The following is a 19,784-nucleotide window of genomic DNA, read 5'->3' on the forward strand; positions in this document are numbered from 1 at the left end:
GTCTAAAACAGGAAAAAGCGTGGAATCAAAGTAAGCATATAAATAATCAAAAAGGAAGATAGCTCAATGGAAAATGAAGAATCAGTTAGTCGCTCGGCGAAAAATGCAAGATCACCCCAAAATAAAAATCAGCCGAATAAGAAAAAGAAATGGTTAGTTCCAGTAGTTGGTTTGTTGATTTGTTTAGCACTAGTCTTTACTGGTGGGCTTGTTTATTTCCAATCTCACTTTTTTATTTCAGCAAAGGCTAATGGTGTTGATATCAGTTTATTGAATGCAAAAGCTGCAAAAAAGAAACTGGAAGAATTGAATAAAGCCGAATCTGTTATCATTAAAGTAAATGATAAAGAAGAAAAGATAGAGTTACCTGAAAAATATGAGATTACAGAAGAATATTTGAAACAAAATATTGGTGACCGAGCAATCAAGTTACCGATCAATGAAGATTACAAATCAGAATTGAAAAATAAATTAAGTGAGTTGACGTTTGAAGAAGGAACGCCAAGTCAGGATGCTAGAATCGAAAAAGTTGAGGGTAATTATCAAATTATACCTGAGCAAACAGGAACAACTGTTGATAAAGAAGCTTTGATGAACCAAGTTTTAAAAGATGTAGATGAAAACAAGGGTAGTTATGTATATGATGTGAAAGAGTTTTATCAAAAGCCAGCAGTGACAAAAGATGATAAAGGTCTTCAAGAAAAACTAACGCTCTTATCAAAAAAAGAAAATAAAGCAATCACACTTGACATCAATGGTGAAAAATTAACTTTGACCAAAGAAGAATTGCAATCCTTTATGGATGAAAGTGGAAATGTCGATCCGAATAAAGTTTATGCTTGGGTGGAACAAACGAATCAAAAATATGGTTCAATTTACAAACCGATCATCTTTAAAAATGTTCATGGTGTGACGACTAAGTATAAAAATAATGGTAGCTATGGTTGGGATATCAATATGCCGCAAACAAGAGATCTACTTGTTCAAGCGATCAATAGTGATAAAGATACCGAAACGATCACAGTGCCGATCGATGGAGATGTAAATCAGTCAACCACAGTTGATAAAGATTATGTGGAAATTGATTTAAATGATCAAAAAATGTATTTCTTTAAAGATGGTGTAAAAGTAGTTGAAACAGATGTGATCACAGGTCGCTACAATAAGGGAACAGCAACTGTTCCTGGCTTCCACACAATTTTGTATAAAGATACAGATACAAAATTGGAAGGAGAAATGTTAGACGGATCAAGTTACAGTGTACCGGTCAAGTATTGGATGCCATTGAAGAGTTTCGGTGGTGTGGTAACCCAAATTGGAATTCATGATGCAGACTATAAAGCAGAGTATTTTGGTAACAAAGAAGCATATAAGACCAACTTTGGGAGTAATGGGTGTATCAACACACCAGGAGCAGCCGTGGCTCAAATCTTTAATGGTGCGTATGCAGGAATGCCTGTAATCATTTATGGACATATCTATGATGATGCCCCAGGAGAATTTGATAAGCCTGTTGACTATGGTGAACCTGCTTAAAAAGAAACTAAAAGAAGTCCGATAGGGCTTCTTTTTTTATCATAGTAAGAACGTTTAAAGAGGAGAAGGAGCATATGAATATTTTTGATCAAATCGCCCATCGGTATGATTCACCGAAACAATTAGAATTAGCAAGCATTATCGCTGAGGAAATCAAGAAAGATTTAAGAAATTTTTCAGGAGAAATCGCACTCGACTATGGTTGTGGGACGGGATTGATTGGGCTTCAGATTGCAGATAAATTTAGAGAAATAGTATTTGTTGATCCATCAAAAGAAATGATTCGTATCGTGGAACAAAAAATCGACCAACTGGAAGAAACAAATGCAAAAACGATTGTTGGAAGTTTTTCTAATGAGAATACTTTTGATATAAAAGCTGATTTAATCGTTGTTTCTTTGGTTCTGTTACATGTTCCAGACACACTAGATCTATTGAGATCATTGTATTCAGCATTGAATCCAATGGGGCGTATTTTGATCGTTGACTTTAACAAAAATGAAAACGTTCAACATGAGAAAGTGCATAACGGCTTTTCACAGACCGAACTAGGTAAGCAATTAGAGGAACTTGGGTTTAAATCTGTTATAAGTAGAACGTTTTATCATGGCAAGAAACTATTTATGAATCAAGAGGCGTCATTGTTTATTTTGAGTGCAGAAAAATGAATGAATAGAATCTAAACATGTTATGATTGTACTATAAAGAATTACAAAAAGTGAACGGAGGGAAATAGATGCCATTTATTCATGTAGAGTTGATTGAAGGTCGTAGTGAAGAACAACTAACGAACATGGTCAAAGAGATCACAGAAGTTGTCTCTAGAAATACAGGAGCACCACAAGAAAATATCCATGTTATCGTAAATGAAATGAAAAAAGACCGCTATGCACAAGGTGGAAAATGGAAAAAATAATCATTTTTAAGAAATACTTGCTTTTTAGTTGAAGAAGTGTTTAAATTAACACATAAATGATTGATGAGAAAGACAACTGAACTTGTAAGCAGTCTTTTAGAGAGGAAAATCTTGGCTGAAAATTTTCCAGACCCGCGCAAGGAATGACCACTTTTTCCAACCTTTGTCGAAACAAAGGCGGTCGTACCGTTAATACGCTTGAGGAACATGGCTGTTTGCTGTGTTTAAAAATAGGTGGAACCACGAATTTTTCGTCCTAGTATCTGATTTAGTGTCAGGTGCTAGGACTTTTTGTATTTTGCAAAAAGTTTGAAAAAGACGATCTAAATAAAGTGAATATACGATCTTTTCAATCATAGTTTACTAAAGGAGGAAACAAAAATGTCAATCAAAATTACTTTTCCAGATGGCGCAGTCAAAGAATTTGAGGCTGGTTCATCAACGTTAGACATTGCTAAAAGCATCAGCAATAGTTTAGCTAAAAAAGCATTAGCAGGGAAATTCAATGGTACATTAATAGATTTGACTCGTCCAATCGAAGAAGACGGAAGTATTGAAATCGTAACACCAGATCATGAGGATGCGTTAGGTATCTTACGTCATTCATCTGCTCACTTAATGGCCAATGCTTTACGTCGTTTATTCCCAAAGATCAAATTCGGTGTAGGTCCAGCCATTGATTCTGGTTTTTACTATGATACTGATAATGGTGAAAATCCAATAACAGCAGAAGATTTGCCAGCCATCGAAGCTGAAATGATGAAGATCGTGAAAGAAAACAACCCGATCGTCCGTAAAGTCGTATCTAAGAACGAAGCATTAGAATTGTTTGCAGACGATCCTTACAAAGTTGAATTGATTTCAGAGCTTCCAGAAGATGAAGTTATCACTGTTTATGACCAAGGTGATTTCGTTGATTTATGTCGTGGTGTCCATGTACCATCAACTGGACGTATCCAAGTATTCCAATTATTATCAGTAGCAGGTGCGTATTGGAGAGGGAATTCTAACAACCAAATGATGCAACGCATTTACGGAACAGCCTTTTTCGATAAGAAAGACTTAAAAGAATTTATCAAAATGCGTGAAGAAGCCAAAGAACGCGACCACCGTAAATTAGGGAAAGAGCTAGATTTATTCATGCTTAATCCAGACGTTGGCTCTGGTTTGCCATTCTGGTTGCCAAAAGGTGCAACAATTCGTCGTACCATTGAGCGTTATATCACAGATAAAGAAATTAGCTTAGGTTATCAACATGTGTATACACCGATCATGGCCAATGTTGAGTTTTATAAGAGATCAGGACACTGGGATCACTATCATGAAGATATGTTCCCGCCAATGGATATGGGAGATGGCGAAATGTTAGTTCTACGTCCAATGAACTGTCCACATCATATGATGGTTTATAAAAACGATATCCACAGCTACCGTGAACTACCAATTAGAATCGCCGAACTTGGTATGATGCATCGTTATGAAAAATCAGGAGCATTATCTGGGTTACAACGTGTACGCGAAATGACGTTGAATGATGGCCACACGTTTGTTCGTCCAGATCAAATCAAAGAAGAATTCTTGCGTACATTAAAATTAATGGTAGAAGTATACGCTGATTTTGATGTAACAGATTATCGTTTCCGCCTAAGCTTAAGAGATCCAAACAATAAAGAAAAATACTTTGATGATGATGCAATGTGGGAAAGATCTCAAACAATGATCAAAGAAGCAGCAGATGAAGCTGGAATTGATTATTTTGAAGCAGAAGGTGAAGCAGCTTTTTATGGTCCTAAACTTGATGTTCAAGTAAAAACTGCATTAGGAATGGAAGAAACACTTTCTACAATTCAAATCGACGCACTATTACCAGAACGTTTTGATTTGACTTATGTAGGTGAAGATGGTGAAAATACACATCGTCCACTGGTTATCCACAGAGGGATCGTTTCAACAATGGAACGTTTCGTAGCTTACTTGACAGAAGTATACAAAGGCGCTTTCCCAACTTGGTTAGCTCCAATTCAAGCGACAATTATTCCAGTATCAGTTGAAGCACATTCAGATTATGCATATGAAGTGAAAAAACGTCTACAAGAACAAGGTTTACGTATCGAAGTAGATGACCGCAATGAAAAAATGGGTTATAAGATCCGTGCATCTCAAACACAAAAAATTCCTTATCAAATCGTTGTTGGAGATAAAGAAATGGATGATGCAACGGTTAACATCCGTCGTTATGGCAGTAAAGAAACAGAAGTCATCGATTTAAATATCTTTGTTGATAGCATGGTTGCTGATGTAGGCAATTATAGTAGAAGATAATCGTAAAGAAATGAAGAAAAAGTGTTTAGTTCTGGGAAATCACGAGAGGCTAAACACTTTTTTCTTCATTTATTCAATAAAAATTAAATATTTTCTTAGTAAGAGGATTCCCTCTATTTTTTTTTGCATTTTTTCGTTACAATAGAGAAGCGAGACTTTTCTCATATGGAGGATTAACAATAAATGAAAAAAATGAGCTTTTTAGATAAATTAAAAAATGACAGTGAAGAACCAATCACACAAAAGAATAAAAAATCCCATATTCCGTTCCGTTTGAACTTATTGTTTTTTGTGATTTTTGGTTTGTTTGTGGCGTTGATTGTTCGCTTAGGCTATTTGCAGATTGCTGAAGGACAGCAGTATGCACAAAAAGCCGAAGAGAACTCAATATTAAAAATCAAAAGTAGTGCACCTCGTGGACAGATTTATGATGCTAAAGGCAATTTACTTGTTGGGAATAAAGCTAATTTAGCTATTACCTACACACGTGGTAAAAAGGTTCAGACGAAAGATCTTGTGCCGATTGCAAATAAAGTAAATGATTTGATCCATGTTCCAGCAGATGAATTGACCGAGCGGGACAAAAAAGACTTTTGGTTGGCTAATCCAGAGAATTTAAAAGCTGCCCAAAAGCGATTGAAAGATGCAGACAAGGTTGATGAAAAAGGGAATAAGATTACGGATGAAGGAACATTGTATGTTAAAACGGTGGAAAAAGTAACACCGGAAGAGATCAATTTTGACGAGCATACATTACAAGCTGCGACAATTTTTAAACGAATGAATTCTGTGGGAGAATTAAATACGGCCTTCATCAAAAATGAAGGAGTCACTCAAGATGAAATTGCGATAATCGGAGAACACACTTCAGAAATCGCTGGTGTTTCAACTGGAATGGACTGGGATCGAGAATACCCAACCGATACAGATCTCAAAAACCTATTAGGAAAAGTATCCTCTCAAAAGGCTGGGTTACCAGCAGAAGAAGCAGATGAGTATATCGCTAAAGGATACGAACTAAATGATCGTGTAGGGACTAGCTACTTAGAAAAACAATACGAAGATGTTCTTCAAGGTCAAAAAGCAATTTCAGAAGTAACGTTAGATAGTAATGGAAAAATTGTGACACAAACACCTGTATCAGAAGGTAAAAAAGGTGAGAACTTAAAATTAACGATCGATATGGCTTTTCAGGCGAAAATCGAGGAAGTGGTCCGGGCACAGTATCAACAACTATTAGCAACAGGAAATGCTGCTTATTCTGATGGTGCTTATGTTGTTGTCATGAACCCTAAGACAGGGGCTGTGATGGCTATGGTTGCGTTAGATCGCGATTTAGCGACAAATGAGTTGACATCTAATCCACTGGCAACGATCAATAAAGCTTTTGAACCAGGTTCTGTCGTCAAAGGTGCCACGATATCAGCAGGTTATGAACAAGGTGTGATTTCTGGAAATGATGTGTTGATCGATGAACCAATTCAAATTTTTGGGAGTAAGCAGAAAGCTTCTGTCTTTAATAACACGATTGTAGGAAATCAAATTCCTCTGAGTGCGGAACAAGCGCTGGAGTATTCGTCCAATGCTTACATGATGAAATTAGTATTAAAAATGATGAACACAGATTATCAATATAATATGCAATTGCCTTATAAAACAGGTGACCCAACCCTGTTCAACGTATTACGTAAAACATTTGGTGAATATGGAATGGGAGTTCCAACCGGAATCGATTTACCTGGAGAAGAAACAGGATTCACAAATAAAGACTTTGATAATCCTGATCGTGCGCCAATGCCAGGGCATTTACTTGATTTGTCTTTCGGTCAGTATGATACGTATACAGCGATGCAATTAGCACAATATGCTTCGACTGTAGCCAATGGCGGTACTCGATTAGCTCCACATGTGGTTGAAGGGATTTACGATAATAAATCAGATGGTTCACTTGGCGAATTAAAAGAAGAGACGAAACCTAAAGAATTGAATAAAGTTGATATCACTCCGGAACAAATGCAAATTATACAAAAAGGTTTTTATGATGTTGTACACGGAAATGGCGTCTTTACGACAGGAAAATATATGCAAGGCGCAGCACTTGATATTGCGGCTAAAACGGGTACAGCTGAAACCAATGTAGGGGAACATGTTACTGTTAATAGTAATGTAGTGGCTTATGCCCCCTATAATGACCCAGAAATTGCCGTTAGTGTGATTTTACCTCATCTAACCAGCGAAAGTACTAGACCGAATCAATCAATGGTTACAGCCATCGTTAATGCGTATGCTGAATATAAAGCGCAATAAGATTTGTAAAGTAGTTTTCCTTTACAAATTTAGCTAAAAGGGTAGAAATTCTTGAATAAACATGATATGATATTTGAGGCTAAGAAATATCTTAGAAATACGAAATTAGATATAGGAGGGAAAACACATGCGCGTAAACATTACTTTAGAATGTACTTCTTGTAAAGAACGTAACTATCTTACAAGCAAAAATAAACGTAACAATCCTGATCGTTTGGAAAAGCAAAAATATTGCCCACGTGAAAGAAAAGTTACTTTACACCGTGAAACAAAATAAGGTTTTGACTCAAAGCTTTGAATCCTTGTCATCTATGGATTCAAAGCTTTTTTGTTTGTCATTATACTTAAATAAATGCAAAAGCAAAAAATAAACTTTGCTTTATAGAAAAAATTCTTTATACTTTATAAAAGGTGACGTTAGTTATTTAATGACCAAAAGTTAAGAAAAAATTAAAAATATCTAAAAGATGTCTATATGATGTCAGTTGTGTTACTATTTTGTTACAAGGTTGTTGAAGGAGTTTTTTTATGAAAAAGATGATGGTGTTGTTTAGTCTGGTATTTTTATTTTTACCTAGCATTTGCTACGGAGAGAACACTGGAGAGTTTTCTTCTGAATCAAGTTTCGATGCTTCAAGTGACTTGACGAGTAGGTATGCTCGTAAGCAGATTTTAAATGGGAAAACAACGAATAGTAAAAGAAAAAAAGAGGAAGTCTATTTGGAGTTTCCTTTTGATAATAGTCCATACATGAGTTTTGCGCAATTCGTATTAAATGCTCCAACGAACTGTTACAGTGGATTCATTGAAACGATTTTTTATCGGGATAAAATTAAGATCAAAGATATGTATTATGAGAAGGATCCAGTCAAAACCAATAAAATTGGAATTTATTCAACCGATTTATGTTTTACTTCAGAAGAAGGAGTTATTTATCATTACAAAAATGTACCATATCAGGTTCGTAGTGATAAGCCAACGATATATTTTTCAGAGATAAATTTTAATAAAGAAAAGAAAACAATATCTGGTGAAGTGAAAATGCCACTATCAATAAATACGTATCAAATCGAACTTTTCTATACGGATAATGAAGACTATCACTATCAAGAAGCTTCAGTTGATAAAAACGGCCGATTTACTATTGATTTAAATCGAGAAGCTGTTGAGGGAAAGATGTACCTCAGAGCAAGCGATGGTTTAGGCAATTATGCGGATGCTTGTGATATTACAAAAGAAGGAGTAACGAATTATCCTATTCCACCAGAGGCTTTAAAGGTGATAAAAGAAAGTTATGAGGTAAAGAATAAGAATAAAAATGATTTATCAGGAATGGTTATGATCATTTTTATTCGAATAATAGGTGTAGTTGTAATAATTTTAACACTGCTGCGCATAAGGGTTCTTTTAAAACGACGAAAAAAAAATAAGCGATAGAGTCTTTTAATGCGTAATATTAAACATAGTAGTGAATGTTAGTTTAAGATGTATACTAGAAAACAAGAAGTTTTTTTAGGAGTGAAAATATGAAAATTAGTATTAGGCATCGATATATTAAAAAAATTCCCGTATTAGAAGTTGTCGCGGAAGAAAATAAAAATAACATATTGCCTTTAGTTATCTATTATCATGGTTGGCAATCATCAAAGGAGTTATCATTAACTCAAGCTAGAAAGTTAGCCAAAAAAGGAATGCGTGTGATTCTGCCTGATGCGATGAACCATGGTGAAAGAAAAACTGGACCAGTGTCTCCGATTCCGTCAGTAACGTTTTGGTCGAGTATTCAATACAATATTATTGAATTTGCACAGCTAGTCCGTCACTTCGATAAGCAACAACTGATTGAAGAGGGAAACATTGGTGTTGGAGGTGTTTCAATGGGGGGAATCACAACATGTGCTTTATTGACACAACATCCAGAAATAAAAACGGCAGCTTGTATGATGGGGACACCTGCTCCACTACGCTATATTGAGCGTGTAATGGAACGGTCTGCAGAACTGGATTTTTTTGTCCCGCAAGATTTACCTTTATTGCTCAGTTGGGTCGCTAATTATGACCTTTCACAGAATCCTGAAAAGTTAGCGCAGCGTCCTATTTTATTTTGGCACGGAACAAAAGATCCTAAAATACCTTATGAAGATATGGCGGATTTTTATCGAAGGATAGAGACTGAACCTTATGCTAAGAATAGTCAGTTTCTTACTGGAGAGGGAGATGGACACTTGGTCAAAGGTGAGATGATGGACGTCGTAGCCGATTTTTTTGAAAGTCAATTAGTCAATTAATAATAAACCTCTGTCTCAAACTTTCGAACATTCTAACGAAAGTTTTAGCAGAGGTCTGTTTTTATTTATGTTGATCAATAATTCTATTGGATTTTGCAGTCACTGAAGCTGCATCATTTTTAGCTTTTTCTAGTTTTTTGACGTAGTCTTGCAAGCTGGTGATTTGGTTGGTAGCATCGACTAATTTTCGTTGTGAATCGTCGTACTGAGCTTGAAGTGTATTTTTTTCATTGTTTATATCATTGATCTTTTGATTTAATGTAGTAATTTCTTTATTTTTTGCATCGATTTCTAATTGTTTGGCTGCTTCTTTTTGCTTGCCTTCCTCAATTTTTTGCTGAATCTGGGTATCTTTTTGTTGTAGTTCAACAATTTTTTGTTTGATCTCATCATTTTTATTAGTTAGCTGTGATTGTAAGGAGGTGATTGCTCCTTGTATTTGATTTTTATCATTGGTTAAATTTGTTATTTGACTTCTTAAATTCGTCAAATCTGTTTCATTTTGGGTCAATTGACTACTTCTTTGGTTAAGTTGGACTTCTAAATCGGTAATTTTTTTTTTCTTTTGAAGTTAACATTGTATCTAATTGGTCTAGGTTGTTATTGATTTTTTCAATGTTTTCCTCACCACCCCATAAGACAACTTTATCCGCTACAGATTTTAAACTAAATAAAGTAAATGTGCCGATTAATAAAATACCTAAAATTGTCAACAAAGGCTTCTTTTTAAATATATTTTTCAATTTTTAAACTTTTTTCTATGTTTATTATTTAAATTTCTTTTAAATAATATGTTTTATCAATAGTATAGTCAAGCACTTTTTTTAGTTAAATTGGTACAGTTCGTTTTTTAAGCAATTACAATAACAAGATTGTCTATGAGAAAAGGATCAAGAGGAAAAAGTAGGATTGTCGAGGTTCATTAATCAAAATTGTTTTAGTAAGTATTTATTTTTATATGTAAGATGAGTTATTATCAAATAGTAAGAATCTATTTGATAGAGTTAGATGGAGGTATTTTTACTGGTTAGCTGATGTGTCTAAATAAAATAACGTTCAATATTAAACTACATAATTTTGTAGTTTGATTAAAATTTAGAGAGTATGACTATATTTTTACAGAAAAAGGAGAGTGAGTATATGGTAAAAAAAGTGATAGGAATTATTATGTTTGTTGGGGTTATTGGAATAATTATTGCCTTTTTGTATAGTGAAGCGTATCAGGAAATATTTCCAAAAAACAATATAGAAAAGGGGGCGACAAGTACAGGACATGTTATTAATATTGCAAATAGTGTTAGTCTTTCAAGAACATCAGCCAAAAGGGATAGTTTGATTATCGAACGTGAGGATGAACAAATTGTTGTTTCAGGATTTTTTGATCGTCTGGACTTTAATGATGAATATGCCCTATTGCTTGAAGAAGAAAGTGAACTTTATTATTATATCAATTTGAAAACCTTGGATGTTGACAAGTTTCCTGAGGATCAGCTTTTGGGGATTCTTGAACAAAGTCAGCAGGAATTTAACTTGAAAAAACATTACAACTTTGATTGGACATTATAAAGAAAACGAGAGATTGGGCTTGACTCTTTGAGTCATGGCCCAATCTCTCACTTTGTTTCATGGACATCTATATGGAGAGGGTGATGTAATCCGTTTTCTCTAAATTTTTGATTAAAATGAAGAGTTAGGTTCTTTTAAAAAGGCAATCTCTTCACTAGTTGATTGTCTATTTAGGATCTCATTTCGATGTGGATATCGTCCAAAGCGAATCAAAATGTCACGATGTTTCTTTTCAAATTCAAGATAAGACTCCATACCAGCTTCGCCAAAATACTTCATCGCTTCTTCATGAATCACTAAGGATTCAGAATGCATCAAGGGCATATATAAAAATGCACGTTGCTGCGTAGATAATTGTGCTGATTCGCCTGTCGCAATGGCTTCTTGAGTCAAAACTAAAGCCATGCCATCATAAGCGAAAGAGTTAGGTTCATCTCTGAATAAATTCCGTGAAAACTGATCTAATACAATGATTTCAGCTAAACGTCCTGTAATAGTTTTTCGCCAAGAAGCTTTTTCACCTTGAGAAACTTTTCCATGAATACCTGAAAATCTGTCTTTGATCAATTGATCAAAGACTAAATCTTTTTTAAACCACTGACTAGGTTCACATTCATCGAACCAAAATGTAAGTATTTTTTGATAGTTCATAATGATGCCTCCAATTTCAAGTGTGTTCTCTTTTGAATTATTATATCACATAGGTTATTAAAAAGGCTTTTAATGGAAATTTTCTACATTTTTTGATTAGTAAATATTGGTTATTTTACTAGTTGAATACTGGTTTACAATCTTTAGAACTATGGATATTTTTTTGTTTAAGTGGATTGTTTGTAAAGAGGTTGGGACAGGAGTGATTAATCCCGAGAAATAAGAAGGAATTCACGAAAATTGCTCTTCAAATTTTTGTGAATTTTACTTTATTTCCAAAGGGATTGCTTCTGCTCCCACCGTTTATCTGGATTCCACTCACTTTACATCAATAAAACATGTCATTTAAAAGCATTTATCAAGCAGGAATACAATCGTAATAGTTGAAATAAAATTATATAGATAGTATTCTTTACAATGCAATCATGTATTACTGATTTGTCTAGCAGGTTAACCTAGAAGTAAATAGATAAATTTGTTTAAAAGTTGAATAAGCTATTCACTTTTATCCCATCTCGCAATAGGATTTCTTTTTCCTAGACTAAGAACTCTTTATGCGTTAAATCAAGGAGGCAATCATGAAAAGGTTTTACCGTTCTAAAGTTTCGTTAGTGGGGGTTACAATTTTGTTGGTGGTGGCAATCATACCAAGTTCTCTCCCCTTCATTGGAGACAAAACTCAGTATGAAGTAAGTGCTATGGAAGCGGCAAGTCCCGCTGATTTAGCAGATGTTAGTATCTTAAAAGGAACACAATTATCTGCCAACAATGGAACAGTCATCAATGATGGTGTTAAGTTGGAAAAAAATGCTGATTCTACATATAATTTAGATCTTTCTTTTAAAGGAACTGCAGTTGCTGATGTTGGATTGGCTTCACCGAAAGTCATTGTTTTTGCGATTCCAGAAGAATTACGAGGAAAAATCAATGGACCGATTTTGATCAACGCCAATGCTAAACTACTACCGATCGTTCCAGGTGATGTTCCGGTAGTCAAAGATTTGGTCTTAAAAGTAGGCGGGCTTGTAACCAGACTCTTGGGGCTCGCGAAGCCTTTAGGCTTACAGCTGGATTCTTTGGAAAAAGCGTTTGAAGGGCTGAACTCTCTTCAAGATTTAGGTAGCTATCAGGCGACGGTTGAAGGGCAGTTATCACCAGATGGAAAATATGTGATGGTCGATTTCACAGATGGTTTAGGACAATATGTTCGTACAACGTATGCAAAGTTATTTGATCCATTGAAAGAAGCTGTTGCTGGATTAAAATTTACTGGCCTTTTAGCTATTTTGAATCCAGTTCTTGAGTTATTAAAACCAGTTGTCAATAGTTTACTTGATCTTGTAGGGAAAATAGCGAATGGAACATCTGATGTCTTAACACAAGCCCTACAAGCTAATGTTCTTGGAGATGTTGATTTTAATTTCACTACTAAAGTTTTAGACGTAACAGCTGAGAAAGCAAAAGTGACTGCGATGGCGGTTAATAAACCAGTGATCGATTTAGAATTACTAAATACGATTCATGCAAATGGTGATGCAATCAATCTCTATTTCGATAAGGTGGAAGAGGATCCACTTGTGGACTATCCAATCGCACAACCTAATGTTGAAGATGTTAAAGAAGGAATGGCTAGTCTTAGCGGAAGTGTAGTTATAGCAAAACCGAGTCCAGAAGGTATAACGTTTAAAGCGAAAGCAGAATTACCAAATGGAACTATATTATCTGAAACGGTCAATGAAGATGGGACGTTTGTGATTCCGTTTGGTGATTATGAGCCTAAAGGGAATGATCAATTAAAAATTGTGATCGAAGCAACTGTCGGTAAATATAGTAAAAATGGCGAACCAACAATCAAGCAAGTAATAGCGGATCCCTTTATACATTATGTTGTTGCAAAACCAGTAACTGCAGATATTCTAGAAGGGATGCCAAGTCTTAAAGGCAAGGTTGATTTAAATCAACCAGTTCCAAATGGTGTGACGTTTATAGCGAAGGTCGTGTTACCTGGTGACACCAGTCTAACTGGATTGATCAATGAAGATGGAAGCTTTACGATTCCTTTTGGCAAGTATCAGCCTCAAGGGAATGACCAATTAAAAGTAGTGGTAGAAGCAAGTGATGGCAAAAGAACAAAAATCAGTGAGCCTGAAATCAAGCAAGTGATCCTTGACCCATTGAAAAGCTACCAAGTGCCAAAGCCACAATTTAAAACTGTAAATGAGGCCAGTAAGTTTATCACAGGTTCCGTTGACACAAAGAATGCTCCAACAGGGACTGAATTATTTATCCAAGTTCAATTTCTAGATGGTTCATCTCGAAAAGTAGCGATTGAAAAAGACGGTACTTACTCCATTTCTATAGCTGATAAAAATCTAAAAGAGGGCAATCCACTTCGACTTGTTACGATTGCAGAACATCCACTGTCCTTCATAGGTAAAAATAGTGAAAGCGTAGTTTTTGCGGTTGGCAAGATTCCTTCATTAGAAGGATATGTTGTTTCAACACCCATTGTAATGCCAATTTTTGTTGGAGATACAATGATTAAAGGGTCTGTAAAAATCGTTAATCCTCCAGAAGGAACTCAATTTAAAGTTAGAGTAAGATTTCCTGGTAATGTGTACGAAGAATCACCTGTTAATTCAGACGGTACGTTCACGTTAGATATTTCAAGTCGCCAATTAACAGCTGGCACATCAATTACTTTTAATACAACGGCAACACTTGGCACTGAAACAGCTTCAAGCGGTAGAACGATTGTTTCTGTCGGTGCCAAATAAATATAAGCTTCACCAATAAAGAGAGGGTGTATAAAATGAAGAGTTCAAGATGCGTTACTACTAGTTCAAAAGTTTTATTATTATCAGTTGTTTTTGGTACATTATTTTTAGGACAATCTGCGTCAGCTGCTGATATTAATAAGTCAACTGATTTGGATGTCACTTTTACCCCAGGTGCTTTAACCTTAGAAGCAGTTTCTACGATCAGTTATGCGTCACAAACGATTTCAGTGAATGATGCATCGTACATTCCGACAAATCCAGAAGCAATCAATGTTGTTGTTTCAGATGCCAGAGGGACAAATGCTGGTTGGAAACTTAGTGGGAAATTGAATGGATTTAAAAATAGTTCTGCTGCAGCTTCATTGCCAAATGCTAGTTTGAATTTTAAAAATACCCAAGCTGAAACGAATAGTGATGCTGATGCACCAACACCTGTTAATACAATCAAATTAACAAGTGGCGCTTCAACTGCGTCACCATTTGCAACTGCCGCAGCAGGTGCTGGGGCAGGGACATGGTCTTTTACTTGGCCGGACGCCCAAAGTAAAGGTGTAACACTTGATGTACCAGCCGCAATGGCAACTCTTGGAAAACACACTTCTACAATCGACTGGACATTAGCCGATGCACCATAACATCAAACAGTGATTTAAAGAGAGTGGAATGAGCATTAGTATATTCCGCCCTCTTTTTTTGATTAAATTGAAGGGTGTGATTTATATGTATAGTTGCTATAGGTTAAAGGGCATCAAGATCTTATTTTCAGTCGGACTTATTTTTTTATTTGGTTTATTCAATGCGAAGACCATTTTAGCGCAGGAAAAGAGTAATGAAACAAATAGTTTTTATGTACAAGCTGTGATTCCCCAGAATCAAATCGATTTCAATAAATCTTATTTTGATTTAAAAATGCAGCCGGAAGAGGAACAAGAATTACAAGTCAAGCTAGTGAATCCAGAAGATACGCCGATCTCAGTGTCGATCAACGCAATAAATGCTACGACAACAGAAGAAGGGATGATCGATTATACGGTAAAAGGAGTCAAAGATAAAAGCTTGAAATATCCTTTTGAATCTTTGGTTAAAGTACTAGAAACAACTATTTCTTTACAGCCGTATGAAACGAAAATTGCTCGCTTTCATTTGAAGATACCAAAAGAGAAATATGATGGTGTTATAGTGGGTGGATTACGTTTTACCAAAAATCTATCTGAGGGTGAAACAAAAAATGAAGATGTGACCATCCAACAAAGATTTCATTATGTTGTTGGGGTTGTGCTGAATGAAACGGATGTCACGATTTTACCAGATTATGAAATGGATTCAGTAAAGGTAGCGAAATCAAAACAAGGTAAGAAAATATCTGTGATCCATTCTATTCGGAATAAAAATGCAGCAATCTCAAAAAAAATGGATCTAAAATTTATTATCCAAAAAAAAGGAGATAAAGCTCCTCTGATCAAATTAGAAAAAGAGGGGCTAGAAATGGCACCTGATTCTGTAATGGATTTCCCTGTACCAATCAAAAGACAACTAGCAGCTGGAAAATATATCAGTAATACTCAGATTATGCAAGATGGTAAAAAATGGACATTTGAAAATGAGTTTGAGATTACAAGAGAACAGGCAAAACAGATCAATGAAGAAAACAAGGGACCTAAGGTGGAAAGTAAAGTACCGTTTTGGTTGATTTTACTAATTATTTTATTGGTTTTACTAGTATTGATTCAGTCATACATTTTGTGGCGGAAAAAGAAACAGATTAAGTGACTAAAAGACCTCTTTTCTACAACATAGAAAAGAGGTCTTTTAATTTTGATGATTGATTATTCTATTGCTTATTTAAGTTTAAATTTAACTTGTTTATTGTCGTTAAATTGAGCTTGATATTGGAATTGTTTGTAGCTTGAACCACGACCCAATTTGTTTAAAATGTGTGAAGTAATTTCTTTTTCACTACCATTTTTCAAGTCTAAGCCAGCGATGATTCCTTCGATTTTTTCTTCAGCTGCACTACCTTGTAGTTGAACTTTGTTTGATTTATCTTGGTATTGAGCTTTGATCGTGCCGTTAGAATTCACTTGATATTGTAATTGAATTTGTTGTCCAGTAGTATACTTAATTTGAATTTCTAATTTTTTCAAATCAGATTGTTCAGCAGGTGTTTCTGGTTTTTCAGGAGTAACGGGCGTTTCTGGTACTTCAGGAGTTTCAGGAACTTCAGGTTCTTCAGGTTTTTCTGGAGTAACTGGCGCTTCTGGAACATAGTATGATTGTAAACCAAATTCTGCTTTTACATAGCCTTTAGTGATTAAAATAACTTTAAGATGTAAATCATTTTGATAAGTCATTTTTTGCAATAGGTTTACTGATTTGTAATAGTTTCTACCAAAATCTCTTGCAATCACAGCTGCTTGTGATGAACTATAACCTGCAGCTTCCCATGTACTTGCTTTAACTAATTCATTATAAACAGATGATACATTTGAACTAGTTAATGATAAACCTGTGTACGCTAAGATGTCCGCTTTATTAAATAAAGTAACTGTCTTATTGTAATTTGACTCCACCACTGTTGCAGCATCTGCTGAGCTTGATACTGTTGCTAAACTAGCAGAACATAAACTGATTGCTAAACCTGCAACCATCATACCTTTAAAAAATTTCATAAAAAATACCTCCTCTTTTTTGCTACTGTTTTATGAACAGTAGCTTGTCTATATTATTATCTAAAGTAAATATAAAGTAAATATATATGAGTAATTTCTCATAATGTTTAAAATATATTTGTTATTATCGTCATTTACTATTTATTTTATTTAAAAAAAGCCTTATTTGTGTGTAATGATTTTTTTTAGGAAAAATAGTGTCTCATTAGCGTTTTGATTTTGATATAATGTGTTTAGAAATAGAAGGAAGGAGTTGTACAGATGAAAAAAGCGATAATCACTAGAACGGTCAACTTATTAGATGGAGGCTGTAATGCTTGCGGCATTATTGAAGATGAAAATTATACATTGAAATTAGATGAAGAAACAGTTCTCTTAGAAGCTTTGACGGTCAACACGTTGCTAAATGCGATTGTGTTAAAAAATGGTTACAAACGCGAATATCAAATGGATGAGATTGATGATTATACATTATATAAAAAAGCTGATTATCAAATCACACTTAAAGAAGAATATGATTTTCTGACTTATTCAAATGAGGCAACAAAGATCGAAACAAATGATCAGATCAGAGATGAGAAAAAATTAGCAGAGAAAGTAAATGAAATTCTGGTAACACTTTTTAATTTGGAAGAGTTAGCATTTTCTTTTTAGCTGGTGAAGACAAACTTCAAGAAAATAGAAAAGCCTGCTTTTGCAATCTGTTGTGAGACCCAAAAGTTAGGCTTTTTTATTATTCTATTTGAAAAAGTTCAGACATTCCGATTTTTTCAAATCTTTCTTGTGAGTCAGATGGATTTTCACCATGATCGTAAACCAATACCTTGAAATCTTCTGTTTTAGGAATACGCTCGAATGATTCACTATCCGTTAAGAGCACTATTTGCTTACAAAGCCAGTCAAGAACTGTTTCGATATCTTGTTCGTCTTCCACCCAATCGTCAAATAGATGAAGAGTGGCAAAACGTTGATTTTCATCCCAGTCACGAGCATTATATTTCATTTCTTCTAACTGTGATGAAGTATGACCTTTACTTGTATAATAATCGGTTGTTTCTTGCCAAAGGTCTACGGTATTAAAGTAAAGGTTGATTTCACCTTCTTCATAAATAGTGCAGTCTAAAGCAAATACATAAAAGGTATCATCAGAATGATCTAATAGAAAATTATCGATACTATCTGTTAAAAAGCTGAAAAAGAATTCTTGTTGTTTCTCTAAAAAATTTTCCATATTTATCCTCCCAATGTTAGGTTCTTTAAACATTGAAACAGATAAACCCTTGTCTGTCTATGGAAAGTTACGATTTGATAGAAAATAGCTATTATTTAAGAAAATGTAAAGATTTTTTAGTTTGGAATATTTGTTTATTATGTTGGGTATCTAATGTAGCTTTAGATGTAATGTACTTTCAATTAAATAACATAGTTGTAAAAGTGAGTCTCTTATATAAAATTTAATTTGACTTTGTGATACGATACGCTTATAGTTTAAAATGAATTAAATACTTGTTAGGTGAGGCTCCTATATAAACATAGGCTACTGCTCAGAAATGTCGAAAGACAGGCACGGGTAGGACAGAATTCGTCGAATTAAGGCGTTTTCCAAAGTAGCTAAAAGCAATGCTTTTTACGTTATATAGTGCTAAAACTCAACGAAGAGAAGATCATGGTAAGTTATAAGTAAGTGGCGAATGTCATGTATTTAAACTTTGTAATCTAATCCCTTCGCTGAGTTTTCTTGGTGCGGGGATTTTTCTTTTATCCAAGAAATGAATAGAGCTGTAGAAAGGAATAAACAATGAAAAAATCTGTAAAAATAATGATTATTACCCTGTTATCAATTCTGCTGGTGATTGTAAGCGCAGGCTGTTATGCGGCGATTTCCTTCCAAACAGCCAAAGAGGAGAGTGAATCAAAACTTCCTAATAAGAACCAAAATTTTACGGGTGATGAACAAACGAGTGACAAAGAGCTAACGGTCATGGTCGTTGGGAATGATTCTAGAGATGATGATGAAGACCAAGGACGCTCAGATACGTTGATGGTCGCTCACTATGATGGGAAAACCAAACAGCCTAAATTGATTTCAATCATGAGGGATAGCTATGTAACGTTCCCTGATGGCGGGCAAGATAAAATAAATGCAGCCTATGCATATGGCGGCGCACAAATGACAAAAGATGTCTTGAAAACCAACTTTGATTTACCGATCAATTATTATGTTGTCATGGACTTTAAAGAATTTAGTGACATCATTGATGAACTTTATCCAAAAGGGGTAACGATCGATGCTGAAAAAGATATTAACTTAGATGGTGTGGATATTCTGAAAGGAAAGCAAACCTTGCATGGGAATAGTTTATTGCAGTATGCTCGTTTTAGAATGGATGAAGAAGGCGATTTTGGTCGAATCAGACGCCAGCAGCAAGTGATGGATGCGCTAGTTGAGCAATCTAAAGATTTGATTCCAGTCTGGGAACTTCCTCAAGTTGCTGGGAAAATGGTCGGCAAAATCGATACAAATGTACCAACAAGTTTATTGATCGATTTGGCGAAGGATTTTCTTTCTGGAAAAGTGAAGCCCTTAAAATCACTTTCAGTTCCAGTAGAAGGATCATGGAATTTTAATGATTATACGGAATCAGGAAGCGTGATCGAACTTGATGAACAAAAAAATGCTCAAGCAATTCAAGATTTTATGAAAGATAAGTAAAATGGAATCATACAAGTGAACGTGATCTGTCTGCTC

At 34.9% G+C, this 19,784-nt stretch carries 19 protein-coding genes and 1 riboswitch; of the genes, 14 read left to right on the forward strand and 5 right to left on the reverse strand.

The window, feature by feature from the left end; all coding sequences use genetic code 11:
- Positions 1-66: 66 nt before the first annotated feature.
- The 8 genes from AC4BB7_RS04345 (at position 67) to AC4BB7_RS04380 (ending at position 9,369) form a co-directional block, all read left to right on the forward strand.
- Positions 67-1,536 carry a L,D-transpeptidase family protein gene (locus tag AC4BB7_RS04345; protein ID WP_086311985.1) on the forward strand — a complete coding sequence of 490 codons (1,470 nt, stop codon included), beginning with the start codon at positions 67-69 and terminating at the stop codon, positions 1,534-1,536.
- Positions 1,537-1,577: 41 nt separating this feature from the next.
- Positions 1,578-2,204: a class I SAM-dependent methyltransferase gene (locus tag AC4BB7_RS04350; protein ID WP_490485117.1), complete on the forward strand. Its 627-nt coding sequence runs from the start codon at positions 1,578-1,580 to the stop codon at positions 2,202-2,204.
- A 68-nt stretch (positions 2,205-2,272) separates the two neighbouring features.
- Complete coding sequence (thmT, locus tag AC4BB7_RS04355) at positions 2,273-2,452, forward strand: 2-hydroxymuconate tautomerase (protein WP_086311987.1); 180 nt, start codon at positions 2,273-2,275, stop codon at positions 2,450-2,452.
- 381 nt (positions 2,453-2,833) lie between these two features.
- Positions 2,834-4,774 carry a threonine--tRNA ligase gene (gene thrS / locus AC4BB7_RS04360; protein ID WP_086311988.1) on the forward strand — a complete coding sequence of 647 codons (1,941 nt, stop codon included), beginning with the start codon at positions 2,834-2,836 and terminating at the stop codon, positions 4,772-4,774.
- A 183-nt stretch (positions 4,775-4,957) separates the two neighbouring features.
- Complete coding sequence (locus AC4BB7_RS04365) at positions 4,958-7,081, forward strand: penicillin-binding transpeptidase domain-containing protein (RefSeq protein WP_086311989.1); 2,124 nt, start codon at positions 4,958-4,960, stop codon at positions 7,079-7,081.
- 127 nt (positions 7,082-7,208) lie between these two features.
- On the forward strand, positions 7,209-7,358 hold the full coding sequence (gene rpmG, locus AC4BB7_RS04370; RefSeq protein WP_002296119.1) for a 50S ribosomal protein L33: 150 nt from the start codon (positions 7,209-7,211) through the stop codon (positions 7,356-7,358).
- A gap of 251 nt (positions 7,359-7,609) precedes the next feature.
- The gene (locus AC4BB7_RS04375) at positions 7,610-8,518 is read left to right on the forward strand and encodes a hypothetical protein (RefSeq protein WP_490484538.1); all 909 of its coding nucleotides are present in this window, start codon (positions 7,610-7,612) and stop codon (positions 8,516-8,518) included.
- Positions 8,519-8,607: 89 nt separating this feature from the next.
- Positions 8,608-9,369 carry an alpha/beta fold hydrolase gene (locus AC4BB7_RS04380; RefSeq protein WP_490484539.1) on the forward strand — a complete coding sequence of 254 codons (762 nt, stop codon included), beginning with the start codon at positions 8,608-8,610 and terminating at the stop codon, positions 9,367-9,369.
- A 61-nt stretch (positions 9,370-9,430) separates the two neighbouring features.
- Here the strand turns inward: AC4BB7_RS04380 and AC4BB7_RS04385 are convergent, their stop codons facing one another.
- Complete coding sequence (locus tag AC4BB7_RS04385) at positions 9,431-9,880, reverse strand: hypothetical protein (RefSeq protein WP_490484540.1); 450 nt, start codon at positions 9,878-9,880, stop codon at positions 9,431-9,433.
- A 16-nt stretch (positions 9,881-9,896) separates the two neighbouring features.
- The gene (locus AC4BB7_RS04390; RefSeq protein ID WP_490484541.1) at positions 9,897-10,112 is read right to left on the reverse strand and encodes a hypothetical protein; all 216 of its coding nucleotides are present in this window, start codon (positions 10,110-10,112) and stop codon (positions 9,897-9,899) included.
- A gap of 397 nt (positions 10,113-10,509) precedes the next feature.
- Here AC4BB7_RS04390 and AC4BB7_RS04395 point away from each other — a divergent pair, with 397 nt between their 5' ends.
- The gene (locus AC4BB7_RS04395) at positions 10,510-10,935 is read left to right on the forward strand and encodes a hypothetical protein (protein ID WP_490484542.1); all 426 of its coding nucleotides are present in this window, start codon (positions 10,510-10,512) and stop codon (positions 10,933-10,935) included.
- 111 nt (positions 10,936-11,046) lie between these two features.
- Here the strand turns inward: AC4BB7_RS04395 and AC4BB7_RS04400 are convergent, their stop codons facing one another.
- Positions 11,047-11,586, reverse strand: coding sequence for a DUF924 family protein (locus AC4BB7_RS04400; RefSeq protein WP_490484543.1), 540 nt, complete (start codon positions 11,584-11,586; stop codon positions 11,047-11,049).
- Between the two features lie 578 nt (positions 11,587-12,164).
- On the opposite strand from AC4BB7_RS04400, the gene AC4BB7_RS04405 reads away from it, so the two are divergent.
- The 3 genes from AC4BB7_RS04405 (at position 12,165) to AC4BB7_RS04415 (ending at position 16,136) form a co-directional block, all read left to right on the forward strand.
- Positions 12,165-14,363: an adhesive domain-containing protein gene (locus AC4BB7_RS04405; RefSeq protein WP_490484544.1), complete on the forward strand. Its 2,199-nt coding sequence runs from the start codon at positions 12,165-12,167 to the stop codon at positions 14,361-14,363.
- A 35-nt stretch (positions 14,364-14,398) separates the two neighbouring features.
- Positions 14,399-15,001: a WxL domain-containing protein gene (locus AC4BB7_RS04410; protein WP_086311996.1), complete on the forward strand. Its 603-nt coding sequence runs from the start codon at positions 14,399-14,401 to the stop codon at positions 14,999-15,001.
- An 85-nt stretch (positions 15,002-15,086) separates the two neighbouring features.
- On the forward strand, positions 15,087-16,136 hold the full coding sequence (locus tag AC4BB7_RS04415; protein ID WP_490484545.1) for a WxLIP family cell surface protein: 1,050 nt from the start codon (positions 15,087-15,089) through the stop codon (positions 16,134-16,136).
- A 68-nt stretch (positions 16,137-16,204) separates the two neighbouring features.
- Here the strand turns inward: AC4BB7_RS04415 and AC4BB7_RS04420 are convergent, their stop codons facing one another.
- Positions 16,205-17,035 carry a YusW family protein gene (locus tag AC4BB7_RS04420; RefSeq protein ID WP_086311998.1) on the reverse strand — a complete coding sequence of 277 codons (831 nt, stop codon included), beginning with the start codon at positions 17,033-17,035 and terminating at the stop codon, positions 16,205-16,207.
- A 261-nt stretch (positions 17,036-17,296) separates the two neighbouring features.
- On the opposite strand from AC4BB7_RS04420, the gene AC4BB7_RS04425 reads away from it, so the two are divergent.
- Entirely contained in the window at positions 17,297-17,689 is a 393-nt protein-coding gene (locus AC4BB7_RS04425) for a DUF4809 family protein (protein ID WP_490484546.1), read from the forward strand.
- Positions 17,690-17,768: 79 nt separating this feature from the next.
- Here AC4BB7_RS04425 and AC4BB7_RS04430 read toward each other — a convergent pair whose 3' ends face one another.
- On the reverse strand, positions 17,769-18,266 hold the full coding sequence (locus AC4BB7_RS04430) for a hypothetical protein (protein WP_490484547.1): 498 nt from the start codon (positions 18,264-18,266) through the stop codon (positions 17,769-17,771).
- A gap of 267 nt (positions 18,267-18,533) precedes the next feature.
- A riboswitch (M-box (ykoK) riboswitch) is annotated at positions 18,534-18,702 on the forward strand.
- Positions 18,703-18,833: 131 nt separating this feature from the next.
- Here AC4BB7_RS04430 and AC4BB7_RS04435 point away from each other — a divergent pair.
- Entirely contained in the window at positions 18,834-19,748 is a 915-nt protein-coding gene (locus AC4BB7_RS04435; protein ID WP_086312001.1) for an LCP family protein, read from the forward strand.
- The last annotated feature ends 36 nt before the right edge of the window (positions 19,749-19,784 follow it).

Source organism: Enterococcus sp. AAFC-DPL-5182 (assembly GCF_058216605.1).